The following is a 16,754-nucleotide window of genomic DNA, read 5'->3' as shown; positions in this document are numbered from 1 at the left end:
TAAATATTTTTTGAAAACTTGCTTGACGACCCCCTGAAAAACCCGTTTAATGCGCCCCGTTGCCCAGATAGCTCAGTCGGTAGAGCAGGGGATTGAAAATCCCCGTGTCGGCGGTTCGATTCCGTCTCTGGGCACCACTAATACCGAAAAACCCCAAGCGAAGATAATTCCTTGGGGTTTTTTATTGCCTGGAATTTGACGATGAAAGGCAAAGCAAACGCGCCTCTCCTGAACATTCTTGATCTATCCTGAGAAACGTAGTGGCCGCCACACAGCTTCTTCGGCGCCAGGAACGAGGATCCCCGCATGACGACCTCAACCCCCCCACTGCCCGAGATCGTCTCGGCGCAAGAATGGGATACCGCCCTCAGCCAACTGCTGATCAAAGAAAAAGCCCTGACCCGCGCGCAGGACGCTCTCAACGCCGAGCGTCGCCGGTTGCCGATGGTCGAGATCAAGAATGACTACCGCTTCGACGGCAACACCGGCCAGGTGAGTCTGTTGGATCTGTTCGAAGGTCGTCGTCAACTCATCGTCTACCACTTCATGTTCGCGCCGGATTGGTCCCAAGGTTGCTCTGGATGCTCCTGGGTTGTGGAGGCAATGCCTCACCTCGCTCACTTGCATGCACGCAATACATCGCTGGTGCTGGTGTCCAGGGCACCTTTGAAGCAGCTTGAAGCCTATAAGAAACGCATGGGTTGGGACCTGCCCTGGTATTCATCTTTGGGCAGCGACTTCAATGCCGACTTCGGCGCGACCACCCGCCAAGGCGAAAAGCACGGCGTCAGTGTCCTGCTACGCGACGGCGACAACCTCTACCGCACGTACTTCACCGGCGCCCGTGGCGTTGAACATCTGGGTAGCCACTGGACTTACCTGGACCTGACACCCTGGGGACGCCAGGAAACCTGGGAGGACTCACCGAAAGGCTGGCCGCAGACCGAGCCCTACAGCTGGCTGCGTCGACACGATGAATACGGCGACTGATCACTCTTCACCAGGAGAACCAGCAACGCATTGTCATTGAGCTGCCTACCTGCCTACGGGCCTCACCCATGCAGGGATCAGGCGAATGTAGGCCAACTCCCCTACCAGCTCGACCAACGTCTGGGTAATGACCACCGCAGCGGCCAGCCCGCGAACACCTTCCGGCAGCGCCAGGGCCAAGGGCAGCACCACCAGCGAGTTGCGTGTCGAAGCGCTGAACGTGACCGCCCGAGCTGCCGTGGCTGGCAATTTGAACAGCCGGGAAGCCAGCGCCCCCATCAACGGCGCCAATAACAGGAAGCCGATATACACCGGAATCACCGGCGCCAGCAGCTCGATATCGCGCACCACCGAGATGATTTGCGAGCCGATCACCACCAGCAATACCAGCGCCATGGCCGGGACTGGCAACCAGGCCCAGGCGTCATTCCATCGACTGATGACTGTTGATCGGTGCGACAAGGCTGTTGTCAGCACCGCCAGGATCATCGGCGCGACAATCAGCAACATAAAGGCCTCGACAAAAGGCCCCACCGAAACGACCACCCCCGATTGCGCCCCCAACATGAACCCCAGGTACACCGGTAGCAGCGCCAACTGCAGCAGCAGCAGAACCGGCGTTGCCGCCAGCATCAACCGCGAATCGCCCTTGCCGATGTGGGTAAACACCACTACATAGTCGATACACGGTGTCAGCAACACCAGCAAGGCGCCCACCAGAATGGCCGGGTGATCCACCAGCCCGCGGGTCAGCAACCACACCAGTAGCGGGATCAGAATGAAGTTGGCCAGCAGCAGCGCCGCCATGAAGCGCTTGTTACTCACGCCTTGGCGCAGATCCAGAAACGGGATTTGCAGAAACATGGCGTACATCAGTACGGCAATGGCGGGCGTGACCAGGGCTCCCAGGCCTTGAGCCAGTGAAGGCACCAGCAGGCCAAGGGCGACGGCCAGCAGTACCGTCACGAAGTACACCGGGATCTGGTTTTGCTCGAGTGTGTCGCGGGTCATGACCGGACTCTTGATGGATCGAAAGGCCATAAGCCTATGCATCTGCGAGGCCAAGGTCGAGCAGCGGAAAATTCTCCAAGCCTTTAGTGGGTGAAATTTGTTAGCGTCGACCTCCTATAAAACTGCGCACGGGCCTCTGAGCCCCAACGAAAGCGCAAGAACCGAGCCCCGCCCATGAACCTACCCACCCGGCCTCAACCCGAGGCCTTCAGCGAGCCCGCCGCCGACGGCTACCCGATTGGCGGCTTCACCTGGCGACATATACGCACCGATATCGAGCGCCCGGTGGTGATCATCAATGCCGCCACCTCAGTGCGCTGCCGTCACTATTCACGCTTTGCCGATTACCTGTTTGCCAATGGTTTCGACGTCATCACCTACGACTACCGTGGGATCGGTGAATCGCGTAGCGGCTCGCTGCGCGGGTTCAAGGCCTCGTGGTCGGATTGGGGCGTGCTGGATTTCGAGGCGATACTGCAGCGGGCGCAACGGGAGTTTGCCGGGCAGCCGATTGATGTCGTGGGGCACAGCTTTGGCGGTTGCGCGGCGGGATTGGGGAAATCCGGCGCGGTAATTCGTCGACTGGTCACCGTGGGCGCGCAGTTTGCGTACTGGCGTGACTACGAGGCGAGCGGGCGCTGGCGGATGCTTGGCAAGTGGCATGTGGTTATGCCGTTGGTGACCGCAGTGTGTGGATACTTTCCGGGCAAACGCATGGGTTGGCTGGAAGATACACCGACGGGCGTGGTTCGGGACTGGATGATGCCAACGCCGACTTACGAGACGCGACCCAGCGGGCGGGCCTTGGGTGAATTGCCATTCGCTCGGGTAAAGGCACAGGTCCTGGCAATCAGCATTACCGATGATCCGTTCGGCACGGTGCCGGCCATCGAGCGTTTGCTGAACTATTTCAAGGCCAGTGAAAGAACACACCTACGCATCGCACCCGAAGATATAGGCGAAAAAGAAGTCGGGCATTTTGCGTTTTTTCGCAGGCAGTATCAGGACCGATTGTGGCCGATTGCACTTTATTGGCTCCAAAATGGCGAGCTGGGCGCTGATACGCCAGGTCAACAGATCATGCGGTAAAAGAGCCACCGAAAGGCTCTGCATTTCCTACTGTCGCGCGCGCAAGAGGAACTTCACGCAGTGACGCTGCGCACGATGGAAGCTGATCTATCACACAAACCCTTGGGATTTTCCAAGAGCTGCGCTTCAATAGCCCATCCAGATCCTGAACCAAGGACGAAAGCCCCATGGCCTCGCCGAACAAGCAACAAAAACGTGCCCACCGGGCAAAAGCCAAGGCCAAGCAGAATCGCACCCAGCGGGCAGTTGCGCCAAAAAAGGATGCCTTTGAGGGCGATGACAGCCGTATCGATCTTGAGTCGGTGGATTTAACCGAACTGTTTGTAGAGATGCGCAACGCTGGAGAAACCAGCCAACAGGCGCTGTGCTCAGTGTTCCTGGCACACCCGCTGCTGGCGCTGGTGTTGGAGCAGGAAGGCGAAGAAGAAGCGACGGATTTTATCCTGGCGGCGCTGATTGAGTATCGGCAGTGGTCCACGGATACCGATGATGAAGCAGCGGCATTGGCGTGGATTGAATCGCCGGAATTTCAGGCCGATTACGTGGCGGCGTCCCAGGCGCTGGCCAGCTCACAAGACTGACACCAAACAAAATGTGTGCGGGCTTTCCCGTTGTAGCCGCTGCCGAGGTACGAGGCTGCGATGCGTGTCCGCAGGACCGCCCTTGGGGCTGTTACGCAGCCCATCACAGCCCCACTCCTTGGCAGCGTCTACAACCCCTTCAGCTCATCAATTGAGCACTGCAGCACCGACCTTCTGGCCCTTGCGCCGGCTCGCCACAATCAACCCCGCCACAACCACCAGCAAACTCAGAACCCCAGTGGCGATAATCTCCACCCGATGTGCTTCCTGGAACAGCATGATGGTCAGCGTGCCGACGATAAACACGATCACCGCATAGGTCAGGCCCGGGAATAGCCACATCTTGAAGTCAATCTTCTCCCCGGCCGTCGCACGTTTCTGCCGCATCCGCAGCTGCGATACCGCAATCACCAGGTACACCAGCAGCGCGATAGCACCGGAACTGGCCAGCAGGAACTCAAACACCGCCGCCGGGGCCATGTAGTTGGCAAATACCGCCAGGAATGCCGCGCCGGTGGACAGCAACACGGCCCAGTAAGGCGTGCCGCTCTTGTTGGTGCGCTTGGCCACGGCCGGCGCATCACCACGACGCCCCAGGGAGAACAGCATGCGCGAGGCGGTGTACAGCGCCGAGTTCAGGCAACTGGTCACGGCAACCAGCACCACCAGGTCAACAACCAGCTTGGCATTTGGAATGCCCATGCGGTCCAGCACGGTTTGGTAGGAACCTACAGCCGCCAGGCTCGGATCATTCCAGGGCACCAGCGCGACAACGATGAAGATCGACAGCAGGTAGAACAAGCCAATCCGCCAGATCACCGAGTTGGTCGCCTTGGTGATTTGCTGGCTCGGGTTCTTCGATTCAGCAGCCGCAATGGTGACAATCTCGGTGCCCATGAAGGAAAACATGGTGGTCAGAATCGCCGCCAACACCGCGCCCATGCCGTTGGGCAGGAAGCCTTGGGTGTCGAACAGGTGCGACACGCCGCTGACCTGGCTACCCGGCAGGAAACCGAAAATCGCCAGCAGCCCGAGAATCACAAAACCGATGATCGCCACCACTTTGATCAGGGCAAACCAGAACTCGAACTCGCCGTAGTTCTTCACGCTGCACAGATTGGTGGCGGTCAGCAGCAAAGTGATGATCAGGGTAAACGCCCAGATGGCCACGTCAGGGAACCAGGCATGAAGGATGGTCGCAGCGGCATTGGCCTCCAAGGGAATGACCAATACCCAGAACCACCAGTACAACCAGCCGATGGTGAAACCGGCCCAGTGACCGATTGCCCGGTCGGCATAGGTGGAAAACGAACCGGTATCCGGTGACGCCACGGCCATCTCGGCCAGCATGCGCATCACCAACACCACCAGCGTACCGGCAGCCGCGTAGGCCAGCAGTACCGCCGGGCCTGCCGCGGCAATCGCGTGGCCGGAGCCAACAAACAGGCCGGCGCCGATGACGCCGGCAATCGACAGCATGGTGACGTGACGCGGTTTGAGCCCCTGTTCGAGGTCATTGGAGCTTTGCATACTACTCATTGACACACCTTTGCGAGGATTTACGAATGCGGTCCGCTCGGTCTACACACCTTCTCGTGAAAATAATCCAACAGAGCGTTCTTTATTTTTTACGCAAGAATTACGCCAAAATGTTACAAGCCCGCGGTTAACGCCGTCTCCAGAGGTTCGCCTCACGCTTCGCAAGTCATTGAGATTAATGGCAATTCGCCAGATCGTTACCCGGTGACTCACTTTTCAAAAGAATGAGCGCACCAAAAACACACACACAAAGTACGGGATGCCTCATAAAAGAGCCGATGTGAACCGTTTGCCCGGTTAACCCTTCCAACACCCGGCCAAAGCTGGCACCATCGCGCCCTTTTTTAGCTGAAGCCCACGGAATTTCAGGTTAAAACGGATGTTCGGTTGTTGATGGCGCGACACGCTGCTGTATCGATGCGACAACCTGCCACATGCCACCTGATTACCCCCCGTACCGCTGTTGGCTGTCATCCAGACGCTATGCTAGCTTGGCGCCTCGCCAGGAAGGCGAGCCAACAGCAGGAGCGCAATGAACACAATGAGGACCGCACATGGCTGAGGCCACGCCCGCGCTTGAAATCCGCAACTTGCATAAACGCTACGGTGAGCTGGAGGTACTTAAAGGTATCTCGCTGACCGCCCGCGACGGCGATGTGATCTCGATCCTGGGTTCCTCCGGTTCCGGCAAGTCCACGTTCCTGCGCTGCATCAACCTGCTGGAAAACCCACACCAGGGTCAGATCCTGGTAGCCGGCGAAGAACTCAAGCTCAAAGCCGCGAAAAACGGCGAGTTGATGGCCGCTGATGGTAAGCAGATCAATCGCCTGCGCAGCGAAATCGGTTTTGTGTTTCAAAATTTTAACCTGTGGCCGCACATGAGCATCCTCGACAACATCATCGAGGCACCGCGCCGGGTGCTTGGCCAAAGCAAGGCCGAGGCCATCGAAGTGGCCGAAGCCCTGCTGGCCAAGGTCGGCATCAGCGACAAGCGCCACGCCTACCCGGCGCAATTGTCCGGCGGCCAACAACAACGCGCCGCAATTGCCCGTACCCTGGCGATGCAGCCCAAAGTCATTCTGTTCGATGAGCCCACCTCGGCCCTTGACCCGGAAATGGTTCAGGAAGTACTTAATGTGATCCGCGCACTGGCCGAAGAAGGCCGCACCATGCTGCTGGTCACCCATGAAATGGGCTTTGCCCGTCAGGTGTCCAGTGAAGTGGTGTTCCTCCACCAAGGCCTGGTCGAAGAGCAAGGATCGCCACAGCAGGTGTTTGAAAACCCGCTTTCGGCGCGCTGCAAACAATTCATGTCCAGCAACCGCTAACGGAGCAACATGCATGCAGAACTATAAAAAAATCCTTCTGGCTGCCGCCGTCACCATGGCGTTCAGCGCCACGGCCATGGCCGAGACATTGAAAATGGGGATCGAGGCAGCCTACCCACCCTTCAACAATAAAGACGCCAGCGGCAACGTAGTGGGTTTTGACAAGGACATCGGCGACGCCCTGTGCACCAAGATGAAAGTCGAGAAGTGCGAAGTGTACGTTTCAGACTGGGACGGCATCATTCCGGCCCTGAACGCCAAGAAGTTCGACTTCCTCGTCTCCTCGCTCTCCATCACCGATGAACGCAAGCAGGCCGTCGACTTCACCGACCCGTACTACTCCAACAAGCTGCAGTTCATCGCACCTAAAGCCACGACCGACTTCAAGACCGACAAGGCTTACCTCAAAGGCAAAGTCATCGGCTCCCAGCGAGCGACCCTGGCCGGCACCTGGCTGGATGACCGCAACGTGGAAGACGACTATGGCGTGGATATCAAGCTCTACGACACCCAGGAAAACGCCTACCTCGACCTGACCTCCGGCCGCGTTGACGCCATCCTGGCGGACAAGTACGTGCAATACGAGTGGCTCAAGAGCGATGCCGGCAAAGCCTACGAATTCAAAGGCGAGCCTGTGGTAGAGAGCGACAAGATCGGTATCGCGGTACGTAAAGGCGACCCGCTTCGCGAGCGTCTGAACAAGGCACTGGCTGAAATCAAGGCCGACGGCACCTACAAGAAGATCAACGACAAGTACTTCCCTTTCAGCATCGAATGATCCTGAATTGCCTGTCCGGCGCACTCACTTGAGTGCGCCGGTCTTGAGCCTTGCCTTGCGAAACGACTAAACCATGAATTTCGATCTCTACGGATTCGGCCCCGCACTCGCTGCCGGCGCGCTGATGACCGTCAAACTCGCCCTCGCGGCCCTGTGCCTGGGGCTGGTGTTGGGCCTTGCCGGCGCCTTGGCCAAGACGTCCCCGTACAAGCTGCTGCAATGGCTTGGCGGCACCTATTCGACTCTGGTTCGCGGTATTCCGGAACTGCTGTGGGTACTGTTGATTTACTTCGGCACGGTCAACCTGATGCGTGCCCTCGGGGAGTGGTTCGGCAACCCCGACCTGTCTCTCAGCGCCTTCGCCGCCGGGGTTATCGCCCTGGGCCTGTGCTTTGGCGCCTATGCCACGGAAGTATTTCGCGGCGCGATCCTGGCCATCCCCAAGGGCCATCGTGAAGCGGGTGTTGCACTGGGCTTGTCGAAGTTTCGTATCTTCACCCGGTTGATCATGCCGCAAATGTGGCGCATCGCCCTGCCGGGCCTGGGCAACCTGTTCATGATCCTGATGAAGGACACCGCCCTGGTCTCGGTGATCGGCCTGGAAGAAATCATGCGCCATGCGCAAATCGGCGTGACCGTCACCAAGCAACCCTTCACCTTCTTCATGGTTGCAGCCTTCATGTACCTGGGCCTGACCGTCTTGGCCATGACCGGCATGTACTTCCTGGAAAAACGCGCCGCTCGCGGCTTTGCGAGGAGCACGCAATGAATGGGGACTACAGCTGGCTGTCGCATTTCGACCTCGGCCTGAACTGGGCCGTGATCATCAAGTGGCTGCCGAGACTTGCCCAGGGCGCCACCCTGACCCTGGAACTGGTAGCCATTGCAGTCATCGCCGGCCTGGTGCTGGCGATTCCGCTGGGCATCGCGCGCTCCTCGCGCCTGTGGTACGTACGCACCCTGCCCTACTGCTACATCTTCTTCTTCCGGGGTACACCGCTGCTGGTGCAGCTGTTTCTGGTCTACTACGGCCTGGCGCAGTTCGATGCCGTGCGCGAAAGCGCCCTGTGGCCCTACCTGCGGGACCCGTTCTGGTGCGCCACCGCCACCATGACCCTGCACACTGCCGCTTACATTGCCGAAATCCTGCGGGGCGCGATCCAGGCCATTCCGCCTGGCGAAATCGAAGCGGCACGGGCCCTGGGCATGTCCAAACCCAAGACACTGTTCTACATCATCCTGCCGCGTGCAACGCGGATCGGCCTGCCGGCCTACAGCAACGAAGTGATCCTGATGCTCAAGGCCAGCGCCCTGGCCAGCACCGTGACCTTGCTGGAGCTGACCGGCATGGCCAGAACCATCATTGCCCGAACCTACCTGCCAGTGGAGATCTTCTTCGCCGCCGGGATGTTCTACCTGCTGATGGCTTATGTACTGGTGCGCGGCTTCAAGCTGCTGGAACGCTGGTTACGGGTCGATGCCTGCCAGGGGCGCTGAACACTTGGCGGGTGAGCACCTGCTCGCCCGCTTCCAGGCGCTGGATGCATTCCTGACCGAACACCAGGGGCTGTGGCGACCACGGCCCTTTACGCATCTGCAATTGCCGTGGGAAGCACACCATCCCGACATGGCCCAGTGGTTACGTCAGCGCTCGCTGGCTGATGCAGAAAGCAGTCATAACCAGCCCCACGCGCTATCGGCGCCAGCGCCTTTCCCTCAACTGGCCGAGCAAGCCGTTCGCCTCAGTGCTGTGGATAAGTTACCGACCCAGCCCCTTCATGCCGCCCGCCATCGCTTGAACGTCGACGTGCCGGGCCGTAAATGGCAGCAGATCGAAGCCTTCGGCAGCGCCCTGCAATTTACCGAAACACCCAGCCATTGGCTGGACTGGTGCTCCGGCAAGGGCCACCTCGGCCGCCGCCTGTTGCAACCGGGGCAACAGCTGACCTGCCTGGAATACGACCCGGCCCTCATCGCCTCGGGCCAGGCCCTGAGCGACCACCACCGATTGACGGTCACTCACCGCCAGCAGAATGTAATGGCGGCCGATGCCGCCTTGCAGCTCAGCCGCGACCACTCCCCCGTCGCCCTGCATGCCTGCGGCGACCTGCATGTGCGCCTGATGCAACTGGCCAGTGCAGCCGGCTGCAAGCAATTGGCGGTAGCGCCCTGCTGCTATAACCGCATCAACACCGACCACTACCAGACGCTGTCAGCGGCGGCCGGGGCTTCTGCCTTGTGTTTGTCGGTGGAGGATCTCGGCCTGCCCCTGAGCGAAACAGTCACCGCCGGCACCCGTGTACGCCATCAGCGGGATACATCCATGGCCAGGCGCCTGGGGTTTGATCTGCTGCAACGGCAACTGCGCGGGCGCGATGAATACTTGCCGACGCCATCGCTGCCCAATCGCTGGCTGGGCCAACCCTTCGCTGACTACTGCCAGGAACTGGCAGCGCTCAAAGGGTTATCCCCAGGCGAACAGGATTGGCAGGCACTGGAAACCCAAGGCTGGAAGCGCCTGGCCGAAGTGCGGAACCTGGAACTGCTGCGAGGCCTGTTCCGGCGCCCGCTGGAAATGTGGCTGGTGTTGGACCGAGCACTGTTTCTTGCGGAAAAAGGCTACAAGGTGCAACTGGGCAGCTTCTGCGAAACACAGCTGACCCCGCGCAACTTGATGGTGCTGGCCGAGCGCGATTAGAGGGCAGGCTGTCGTGCCCGCGCCCTGTGGATAACTCTGTTGATGGATTCTTTGGCAAGGCCGTAAAAACAAGCGCTACAGGGTAAAAGGCCCGCTGTACATTTTTTGTTCATAAAATAAAACGCACGAAAAACAGGCAGTTGCAGCGCAATGAGAACGGCTCCACAAAATGGCTATTTCATGACATGCGTGACCAACGGATTGTGCATAAGCATCCGTCGCCAAGAGCATAAGCCGGTCTATTCGGGCCCTCTCGACAAGCCAATCAGCGAAAACAACAGGCGGCCATGGCGGTAGTTTTGAAAGCTTCCGAACCCACCGTGGAAACCACCTGCACTCGGCCCGAAAGCGCTTGGACGCGGCATCTGCAGCCCATGCAGTGGCAGGGGCGATGAGCTTGGGAGATATCGAAATCTGGGGGCTGGCAGGAAAAAAGCCGGGGCTACGAAAAATAGTCAGAATTCAGGGGTTTACAGAAGCTTTCCAATCGCTATAATCGTCGCCCTAACACGCCGGTATAGCTCAGTTGGTAGAGCAACTGACTTGTAATCAGTAGGTCCCGGGTTCGACTCCTGGTGCCGGCACCATACAAAACAAAGCCCTCGCAGAAATGCGGGGGCTTTGTTGTTTCTGGAACGTTCACTTTTCGTCCACACACTGGAGCCCGTGGGAGCGAGCCTGCGCGCGATGAAACCGTCATACCCACCGACAATCTGCCGTTCAAAACCAAGGGCTTCCTTTCCCAAAACACCACGAACGGAGCAGCCTCAACCAAACAGCATCCTTTGCCAATGATCCTCACCCACAATGGCAATCGAAGCGCCCGCCTCCCGCAACTCCACGGCCTTTATGATCTTCGTACCATAAGTACTGTGCCGCCACTGCTCATTACCCACGCTACCTACCACCAGGTAATGCACCTTCTTACTCACGCCGCCCCCAATCAATCCACCCCGTTCTTCGACCAACGCCTGACACTCCTTACGTGGCCCAAAGGCCATGACTCCCGTAAACACAAACATCCGGCCATCCCACATCAAATCAGGGGCTGGTGAGTTGAACGGAAGATCAGTAGGAGCAACAGCGCCGATGACCTTCGGCCTCTCAATGTTCACTCCAGAAAAACCACGCAGCATGTTAAGTAGCTCTAGGGACTCATCCTTGTCTAGAGCATCGTCCTGAAGCATGCATGCCAAACGCGAATACAACAGATTGATCACTGGGTCATTCAGATGCGCGAGATTATTTTCCAACCATTGCTTTAGAAAAACCGCTTCGGTGGCATTCACAACACCGTCCGCCGTAATCCCAGCGGCCAACCCCACCAAGGCATCGGCGGCGCGTCGATCGATACGAGCGCGGTGGAAGAATTTGCTGTTCTCGAACTCGTTGTGTAGGTCCATTACGGGTTTTCCTTGAGATGAGTGTTGGCTCGATACTGAAGCATTACCGGGTTAGCAAATGTTGTATTCAAACCTAGCACCACTACGCGCAGACACCCCATTTTTGATAAGAAAATAAATCCGTCCCCTTTTTCTTACGTCGGTCAGCAAGGGCAGATGTCAGGAAAAATGGGCACGCTAAACATGTTAAGTAAGTGCCATTCAAATCCGTCCCCTTTTTCGCCTCAACTAGCCTGCATATTTCCGACAACGGCCAATTGCTTTAAAGCCACAGACCTATTGAGGCTCTAGCATTATCCATGCGAACGGCGCTGTTCGAATCATCATGTTCGCCAGCAGAAAAAGCCGCCCCTTCAATATGGTAGACCCTCGGTTCCTCCGAAAAATATTCCTCCAAGCCCATCATGAACATTCGATGGTCTTCACTCTCTTCGAAGCCCGGCGTGTGATCTTCGAGTGATTGCCACCTTACTATCAGGTTGAACATCTCTGGGCTTTCGATCCCTTTCGCGAGTAGGTGGCCGCCGTAACCTTTTGCGCGGGTGAGCAAAGGAGCGACCTCGGCAAATGCAAGTCTGAACATTTCAATGCGTTCTTTGTGGACGGGGAGCAGAGCGATTTCATAAATCATGGCGTTCCTCTGATATGACTTAAACGGTTAAAAGTACGCACCTACGAGATGAGCGATGGTTCGACTGCAATCGCGATTTTTCCTTGAATGCCGTTGTTGGAGCTCTCCAACCGGGCATGGGCGAGCGCAAGGTCGGCAAGCGAATAGACAGCGCCAACGTGCGGCCGAAGCTGGCCGCGCGCTACCAATGCGCTCAGTTCATCAAGCTTGCCGCGGTTCTGTCTTGTGAAAACGAAGTGATAACTCGCGTTTTTTCCCCAGGCCTGAACGACGTTTTGTGGCTGTGCAATGTCCACAATCGTGACCACGCGGCCAAGTTGTGCGAGCACGTCGGGGCTACGCGACAGTGTGTTGCCGCCGATGGTGTCGAACACGACATCGACTCCGCGGCCACCCGTTTCTCGGATGATGGCGTCGACGTAATCCTCCTTTTCGTAGTCGATGACCACATCGGCACCTAAACTTCGTGCGAACTCGGAGTTTGCCTCACGCACGGTCGTGTACACCCTTGCACCCATGGCTTTTGCCAGCTGGATCGCCACATGACCGACTCCCCCCGCGCCGCCGTGTATGAGGATGCTTTCCCCCACTCTGAGCGCTGCACGCACGACCAGTGCTTCCCACGCCGTCCCGCCAACCAGGGTCAGACTTGCCGCCTCAAGATGGCTCAGTGATGGCGGTTTCTTCCCGATAATGCTTTCGGCCGCTACGTGGTACTCGGCATAACTTCCTGGCCCGTCAAATATTTGCGGGGTGTACCAGACTTCGTCCCCCGGAGCGAAGGTCGTCACACCCGGCCCAACCTCTTCGACAACGCCCGATACGTCGTGTCCGGTAATGGCCGGCAGTTGCACCAAGTCGGGATAATCGCCACGTCGAACCTGATAATCCAAGGGGTTGATGGAGGTTGCGTGTACCCGCACCAGGACTTGTCCCGCACGCGGCACTGGCTTGGGCACGTCGCAGAGTTCGAACGATTCCGGGCCGCCAAATGATTTAAGCATCATCGCTTTCATTAAAACTCCTCGCATCTATAAAAAGGGATATCGAGATATCTCAATATGATGCAGTAAAAAATTACAAACTTTTCCCTATGATCTCGGCAAGCGCACTGATGGTTGCTTCATTGCGCTTGTAGTAGGTCCACTGGCCGATGCGCCTGACTTCGACCAAGCCCACTCGTTGCAGAGTTGCAAGATAGCCAGACACCGTTGACTGCGACAGCCCGATACCTTCTTGAATACTACTGACGCAGACCCCCACCGTAAGAACGTCACCTTCATCCTGCGGAGGGAAATTCTTTACGGGGTCCTTCAAGCCCTTCAAGATTTCAAGGCGTGTAGGATTTGAGAGGGCTTTGAATATTTCAAGTAATTCCATGAGCAGAGGATATCGAGATTTACAGATATGTCAATGCGAGAGCCAACAGAGGACCAAATACGCATGGTAGTGATTTTCCCCCGGGGGCTTTATGGCGATAGGTTGAAGGCGCCGGCCGCCGATCCGACTGACCGCTTCTGGCCGATTCTGTTGAAAAAGTCGGCCATGGTTTCCACGGTAGAAAAGTATGCGTTTGAGGTTGAAATCTGTACTTTAATCGGCGGATTCGGGGCTCAGATTTCGCGTAGCGACGCGCAATAAAGACGTTTTCAGCGGTCAGTATTGGGGCAGTCTGGACGAACCGACTTTTTCAACAGAATCGGCCGTCTGCTGCCTGTCGCCACGGCAGCTTTTGGCGGATTCCTACCTATTCTCGACGGAGGGGATGATCAACAACGTTAGAATTCGGGAGGTTTACCATTCCGTATGCGGCTCTGAATTACTTGCAGACCGACAACGTGCTGACATCTAAAAAATCCCGAATTCGATTCCACCGAACGCCATAACCAGCTGATTTATTTATAGTTACTAGTTGGGGTACGCCAAATTTTCCACCAAATTCCAGAGCCGCAGAAAACCTAGCCCCGCCAACAGCTACCGTTCGTCTGGTGCCGCACCACATTCAAAGCCCCACAATGCAGGGCTTTATCGTTTCTGGGTTTTATGAAAAGTGGGAAAAAGGACTGGAGCCCTCCTACCCAGCAAGATACTCACTCAACGCATTCCCCAGTGCCCCAAACGTTCGAGCAATACGACCAACGTTGCGCAGGTCGTTGTGCATGGCAATCCACACGTCGACCTCGAAGCTGAAGCTGTCCGGCAGAATGTGGATCAGGCCATGGGCCGCGGCGATGGTCGCGGGGCACAAGCCGAAGCCCAGCCCGGCCTTGAGCGCGGCGAGTTGGGCAAGGTGGTTGTCGGTAGCAATCACGAAGCGCTGGCCTGCTTCACACAGTCCCACTTCGACGAGCCGGCGCAGGTCGGCAGAACGCCGGTCGGGGCCAATCAATGGGCCTCGTCGCAAGGCTTCGAGGCTCGTGGGTTTACCGTAGCGGTCAATACATTCGGCGCTGGCATATATACCGACACGCAAGGCACCGGCGCGTCGCACAACGATGCCGGCTTCGCTCGGGCGCAGCAGGCGCACGGCGATATCCGATTCCTGGCGGGAGATATCCTCCAACGAATCATTGATGCTCAGCTCCAGGTTCAACCCCGGGTGGCTGTGGTGGAACCCACGTAGTAACTCGGGCAATACCTCGACTCCCAGCAAGTCGCTGCTGGCCAGCCTGACCGTGCCCTGGGCCACGTCCGTGTCGGCGCTGGCCATGCGGTTGAATGCCTCGGCAGCGATAGCCATTGACTCGGCATGGTGCGTCAGCCCCCGTGCCGAAGCGGTGGGCGTCAGGCCTGTGGGGGTACGGGTGAACAAGCTTACGCCCAGGCTGGCCTCAAGGTTTTCCAGTCGCCGACGCGCCGTGGCCTGGGCGATACCCAACAGCCGCGCCGCACCGGACAGGCTGCCGCTACGCAGCACTGCGAGAAATACCCGCTGGCTTTCCCATTCCAGGCCGCTCATACATTCTTTACCAACGGTTGCTTCATTTGCTGCCTTCTACCCAGGGCGAGGAACGTGGATTATGCGCCTCACCTATCGTTGCAGTGAGCCATTATCAGGAGTGACACCATGGGCTTTACAGGTCAGTGCCGGTGCGGACTAGTCCGTCTGCAGTTGCAAGTCGATACCCCCGCGCCCCTATACGCATGCCATTGCCTGAACTGCCAGCGCTGGAGCGGCAGTGCGTTCGCCCTGCACATGCTGTGTGTCGCGCAGGCGGTGGAGGTGTCTGGAGGCATGAGCACTTACAGCTATGAGCATGAGGGGCAGACTTCAACCCAGTATGCCTGCGGTAGCTGTTTCACCAGGTTGTTCAACGAAACCACTGCTGCCCCGGGCATGCGGGTGGTGCGCGCGGGCGTGCTTGAGGGCGCCGGGCAATTGGCACCCATGGCGCATATCTGGGTTAAGTGCAAACAGCCGTGGTTTGTCCTGCCAGAAGGGGTTGCCCAGTGGCCGGAAAGCCCAACACCTGAAGCCTTTATGAGTGCCCTGAATGGTTGAAGGCTAGCGAGTGAAGTAGGCCGAACGCCTCGACAAGCGCAGCCCGCCGCGCAAGCCTGGCATCGACCACCATGTCATGAGCAATTCGCCTACAAGGTAGGCACCGCTTACAGCCTTCAAACCGTTGTATGGGGCAGGTGGGTCGATCAAGCCAACGACCCACTTATTTTCTCCAACAACGCCCACGGTTTCTCCCCAAACGTTTCGCGCCACTGGGAGTAGTAGCCCGCATCACGCAGCTTCTGGCGGAAAGCCTCGGGGGCGACGTTACTCAAGATCAGTCCCTTGCTGGTCAGCACCTCGATGACGTCCAACTGCATCGTTCGCAGATCGGCGCGCATGTTCACCCCGGCCTCGTTGATATGCTTCGTCACAAGGGCCTGCACCGGCTCGGGCAGCGCGGCAAACTTCGATTGATTGCCAAGAATCCAGAAGCCATCCCACATGTGGTTGGTCATCGAGCAATATTTCTGCACTTCATACAACTTGGCGGAAGCGAGCAATGTCAGCGGGTTTTCCTGACCTTCAACAATACGGGTCTGCAAAGCGGAATAAACCTCGGAGAAGTTGATGCTCGCCGGTGCGGCCTCGAAGCTGCGGAACATCGACATGATGATCGGGCTTGGCGGGACCCGTAGTTTCATGCCCATCAAGTCAGCGGGTGTCGCAATTGGCCGGCTACTGGTGGTCGTGACTCGAAAGCCGTTGTCCCAGATTTTTTCGAAGGCAAATAACACCTCGCTCTTGGCAATCTCGGTGCGGATATGCGCGCCCAGTTCGCCGTCCATCGCCGCCCATACCTGGTCGTAATCCTTGAACGCGAAACCCACTGCGCTGATCTGTGCGGAAGGTATCAGGGTGCCCAAAATGACCGGTGGGCCTGCATAGAAGTCGATGGCCCCGGAACGCGCCTGGGCGAGCATGTCGGTGTCGCCGCCCAATTGGCTGCTGGGAAAGACTTGCAGCGCGACACTGCCTTGGGACTCCTCGGCAATACGCTTGGCGGCCTCGCGGGCACGGACATTCATGGGGTGGTTCAGGGGCAAGTTGTTGGCGAACTTCAGCCGAAACTCTGCAGCACGACTGTTTTCGCTGTACAGGCCCGATCCGGCGGCCAGCAAGGCGGCTGAGGCAAGGGACAGGGTTTGGACAAATCGACGACGTGAGATGCCGGTCATGATGACTCTCCACTTGATATTTTTAT

At 57.9% G+C, this 16,754-nt stretch carries 18 protein-coding genes and 2 tRNA genes; 12 read left to right on the top strand and 8 right to left on the bottom strand.

Annotation, left to right across the window (positions count from 1 at the left end; translation table 11 throughout):
* Positions 1-61: 61 nt before the first annotated feature.
* Together GIR22_RS19020 and GIR22_RS19015 are read left to right on the top strand one after the other, a co-directional pair.
* A tRNA-Phe gene (locus tag GIR22_RS19020) sits at positions 62-137 on the top strand.
* Between the two features lie 169 nt (positions 138-306).
* Entirely contained in the window at positions 307-990 is a 684-nt protein-coding gene (locus GIR22_RS19015; protein ID WP_154744810.1) for a DUF899 domain-containing protein, read from the top strand.
* Between the two features lie 45 nt (positions 991-1,035).
* Here GIR22_RS19015 and GIR22_RS19010 read toward each other — a convergent pair whose 3' ends face one another.
* Positions 1,036-2,001, bottom strand: coding sequence for an arsenic resistance protein (locus tag GIR22_RS19010; RefSeq protein WP_154744809.1), 966 nt, complete (start codon positions 1,999-2,001; stop codon positions 1,036-1,038).
* Between the two features lie 174 nt (positions 2,002-2,175).
* On the opposite strand from GIR22_RS19010, the gene GIR22_RS19005 reads away from it, so the two are divergent.
* Together GIR22_RS19005 and GIR22_RS19000 are read left to right on the top strand one after the other, a co-directional pair.
* Positions 2,176-3,090 carry an alpha/beta hydrolase family protein gene (locus GIR22_RS19005; RefSeq protein WP_154744808.1) on the top strand — a complete coding sequence of 305 codons (915 nt, stop codon included), beginning with the start codon at positions 2,176-2,178 and terminating at the stop codon, positions 3,088-3,090.
* A gap of 167 nt (positions 3,091-3,257) precedes the next feature.
* Positions 3,258-3,671 (top strand): hypothetical protein, encoded by a 414-nt coding sequence (locus GIR22_RS19000; RefSeq protein ID WP_154744807.1) that lies wholly within the window; start codon positions 3,258-3,260, stop codon positions 3,669-3,671.
* A 147-nt stretch (positions 3,672-3,818) separates the two neighbouring features.
* Here GIR22_RS19000 and gabP read toward each other — a convergent pair whose 3' ends face one another.
* Complete coding sequence (gene gabP / locus GIR22_RS18995; RefSeq protein WP_154744806.1) at positions 3,819-5,210, bottom strand: GABA permease; 1,392 nt, start codon at positions 5,208-5,210, stop codon at positions 3,819-3,821.
* Positions 5,211-5,764: 554 nt separating this feature from the next.
* On the opposite strand from gabP, the gene GIR22_RS18990 reads away from it, so the two are divergent.
* The 6 genes from GIR22_RS18990 (at position 5,765) to GIR22_RS18965 (ending at position 10,601) form a co-directional block, all read left to right on the top strand.
* Positions 5,765-6,538: an ABC transporter ATP-binding protein gene (locus tag GIR22_RS18990; protein WP_017738342.1), complete on the top strand. Its 774-nt coding sequence runs from the start codon at positions 5,765-5,767 to the stop codon at positions 6,536-6,538.
* A gap of 13 nt (positions 6,539-6,551) precedes the next feature.
* On the top strand, positions 6,552-7,316 hold the full coding sequence (locus GIR22_RS18985; RefSeq protein ID WP_154744805.1) for a transporter substrate-binding domain-containing protein: 765 nt from the start codon (positions 6,552-6,554) through the stop codon (positions 7,314-7,316).
* Positions 7,317-7,389: 73 nt separating this feature from the next.
* On the top strand, positions 7,390-8,085 hold the full coding sequence (locus GIR22_RS18980) for an ABC transporter permease (protein WP_154744804.1): 696 nt from the start codon (positions 7,390-7,392) through the stop codon (positions 8,083-8,085).
* Between the two features lie 38 nt (positions 8,086-8,123).
* Entirely contained in the window at positions 8,124-8,813 is a 690-nt protein-coding gene (locus GIR22_RS18975) for an ABC transporter permease (protein ID WP_154744853.1), read from the top strand.
* On the top strand, positions 8,794-10,014 hold the full coding sequence (locus GIR22_RS18970) for a methyltransferase (RefSeq protein ID WP_154744803.1): 1,221 nt from the start codon (positions 8,794-8,796) through the stop codon (positions 10,012-10,014). Before GIR22_RS18975 ends, GIR22_RS18970 begins: the two co-directional genes overlap by 20 nt.
* A gap of 511 nt (positions 10,015-10,525) precedes the next feature.
* Positions 10,526-10,601 (top strand) — tRNA-Thr (locus GIR22_RS18965).
* Positions 10,602-10,781: 180 nt separating this feature from the next.
* On the opposite strand, the gene GIR22_RS18960 is transcribed toward GIR22_RS18965, so the two are convergent.
* The 4 genes from GIR22_RS18960 to GIR22_RS18945 all read right to left on the bottom strand — a co-directional run bounded on the left by GIR22_RS18960 (position 10,782) and on the right by GIR22_RS18945 (position 13,428).
* A complete protein-coding gene (locus GIR22_RS18960; protein ID WP_154744802.1) occupies positions 10,782-11,417 on the bottom strand; it encodes a BRCT domain-containing protein in 636 nt (211 codons plus the stop codon).
* A 262-nt stretch (positions 11,418-11,679) separates the two neighbouring features.
* Complete coding sequence (locus GIR22_RS18955; protein ID WP_154744801.1) at positions 11,680-12,048, bottom strand: antibiotic biosynthesis monooxygenase family protein; 369 nt, start codon at positions 12,046-12,048, stop codon at positions 11,680-11,682.
* Positions 12,049-12,089: 41 nt separating this feature from the next.
* On the bottom strand, positions 12,090-13,064 hold the full coding sequence (locus GIR22_RS18950; RefSeq protein WP_154744800.1) for a zinc-dependent alcohol dehydrogenase family protein: 975 nt from the start codon (positions 13,062-13,064) through the stop codon (positions 12,090-12,092).
* 61 nt (positions 13,065-13,125) lie between these two features.
* Positions 13,126-13,428: an ArsR/SmtB family transcription factor gene (locus GIR22_RS18945; protein WP_154744799.1), complete on the bottom strand. Its 303-nt coding sequence runs from the start codon at positions 13,426-13,428 to the stop codon at positions 13,126-13,128.
* 63 nt (positions 13,429-13,491) lie between these two features.
* Here GIR22_RS18945 and GIR22_RS18940 point away from each other — a divergent pair, with 63 nt between their 5' ends.
* Positions 13,492-13,689 (top strand): hypothetical protein, encoded by a 198-nt coding sequence (locus GIR22_RS18940; protein ID WP_178122352.1) that lies wholly within the window; start codon positions 13,492-13,494, stop codon positions 13,687-13,689.
* Positions 13,690-14,122: 433 nt separating this feature from the next.
* Here the strand turns inward: GIR22_RS18940 and GIR22_RS18935 are convergent, their stop codons facing one another.
* Entirely contained in the window at positions 14,123-15,007 is an 885-nt protein-coding gene (locus tag GIR22_RS18935) for a LysR family transcriptional regulator (RefSeq protein ID WP_154744798.1), read from the bottom strand.
* 108 nt (positions 15,008-15,115) lie between these two features.
* On the opposite strand from GIR22_RS18935, the gene GIR22_RS18930 reads away from it, so the two are divergent.
* The gene (locus GIR22_RS18930) at positions 15,116-15,550 is read left to right on the top strand and encodes a GFA family protein (protein WP_154744797.1); all 435 of its coding nucleotides are present in this window, start codon (positions 15,116-15,118) and stop codon (positions 15,548-15,550) included.
* 146 nt (positions 15,551-15,696) lie between these two features.
* On the opposite strand, the gene GIR22_RS18925 is transcribed toward GIR22_RS18930, so the two are convergent.
* Positions 15,697-16,728: a TRAP transporter substrate-binding protein gene (locus GIR22_RS18925; protein ID WP_154744796.1), complete on the bottom strand. Its 1,032-nt coding sequence runs from the start codon at positions 16,726-16,728 to the stop codon at positions 15,697-15,699.
* Positions 16,729-16,754: the final 26 nt, after the last annotated feature.

It is taken from the genome of Pseudomonas karstica (genome assembly GCF_009707515.1).
GTDB lineage: Bacteria > Pseudomonadota > Gammaproteobacteria > Pseudomonadales > Pseudomonadaceae > Aquipseudomonas > Aquipseudomonas karstica.
This window is presented reverse-complemented; position numbering and strand designations above follow the sequence as displayed.

Coding starts and splice junctions, on each gene's coding strand:
- GIR22_RS19015 (WP_154744810.1), top strand. CDS start 307: ATGACGACCTCAACCCCCCCACTGCCCGAGATCGTCTCGGCGCAAGAA.
- GIR22_RS19010 (WP_154744809.1), bottom strand. CDS start 2,001: ATGACCCGCGACACACTCGAGCAAAACCAGATCCCGGTGTACTTCGTG.
- GIR22_RS19005 (WP_154744808.1), top strand. CDS start 2,176: ATGAACCTACCCACCCGGCCTCAACCCGAGGCCTTCAGCGAGCCCGCC.
- GIR22_RS19000 (WP_154744807.1), top strand. CDS start 3,258: ATGGCCTCGCCGAACAAGCAACAAAAACGTGCCCACCGGGCAAAAGCC.
- gabP (WP_154744806.1), bottom strand. CDS start 5,210: ATGAGTAGTATGCAAAGCTCCAATGACCTCGAACAGGGGCTCAAACCG.
- GIR22_RS18990 (WP_017738342.1), top strand. CDS start 5,765: ATGGCTGAGGCCACGCCCGCGCTTGAAATCCGCAACTTGCATAAACGC.
- GIR22_RS18985 (WP_154744805.1), top strand. CDS start 6,552: ATGCAGAACTATAAAAAAATCCTTCTGGCTGCCGCCGTCACCATGGCG.
- GIR22_RS18980 (WP_154744804.1), top strand. CDS start 7,390: ATGAATTTCGATCTCTACGGATTCGGCCCCGCACTCGCTGCCGGCGCG.
- GIR22_RS18970 (WP_154744803.1), top strand. CDS start 8,794: ATGCCTGCCAGGGGCGCTGAACACTTGGCGGGTGAGCACCTGCTCGCC.
- GIR22_RS18960 (WP_154744802.1), bottom strand. CDS start 11,417: ATGGACCTACACAACGAGTTCGAGAACAGCAAATTCTTCCACCGCGCT.
- GIR22_RS18955 (WP_154744801.1), bottom strand. CDS start 12,048: ATGATTTATGAAATCGCTCTGCTCCCCGTCCACAAAGAACGCATTGAA.
- GIR22_RS18950 (WP_154744800.1), bottom strand. CDS start 13,064: ATGAAAGCGATGATGCTTAAATCATTTGGCGGCCCGGAATCGTTCGAA.
- GIR22_RS18945 (WP_154744799.1), bottom strand. CDS start 13,428: ATGGAATTACTTGAAATATTCAAAGCCCTCTCAAATCCTACACGCCTT.
- GIR22_RS18940 (WP_178122352.1), top strand. CDS start 13,492: ATGGTAGTGATTTTCCCCCGGGGGCTTTATGGCGATAGGTTGAAGGCG.
- GIR22_RS18935 (WP_154744798.1), bottom strand. CDS start 15,007: ATGAGCGGCCTGGAATGGGAAAGCCAGCGGGTATTTCTCGCAGTGCTG.
- GIR22_RS18930 (WP_154744797.1), top strand. CDS start 15,116: ATGGGCTTTACAGGTCAGTGCCGGTGCGGACTAGTCCGTCTGCAGTTG.
- GIR22_RS18925 (WP_154744796.1), bottom strand. CDS start 16,728: ATGACCGGCATCTCACGTCGTCGATTTGTCCAAACCCTGTCCCTTGCC.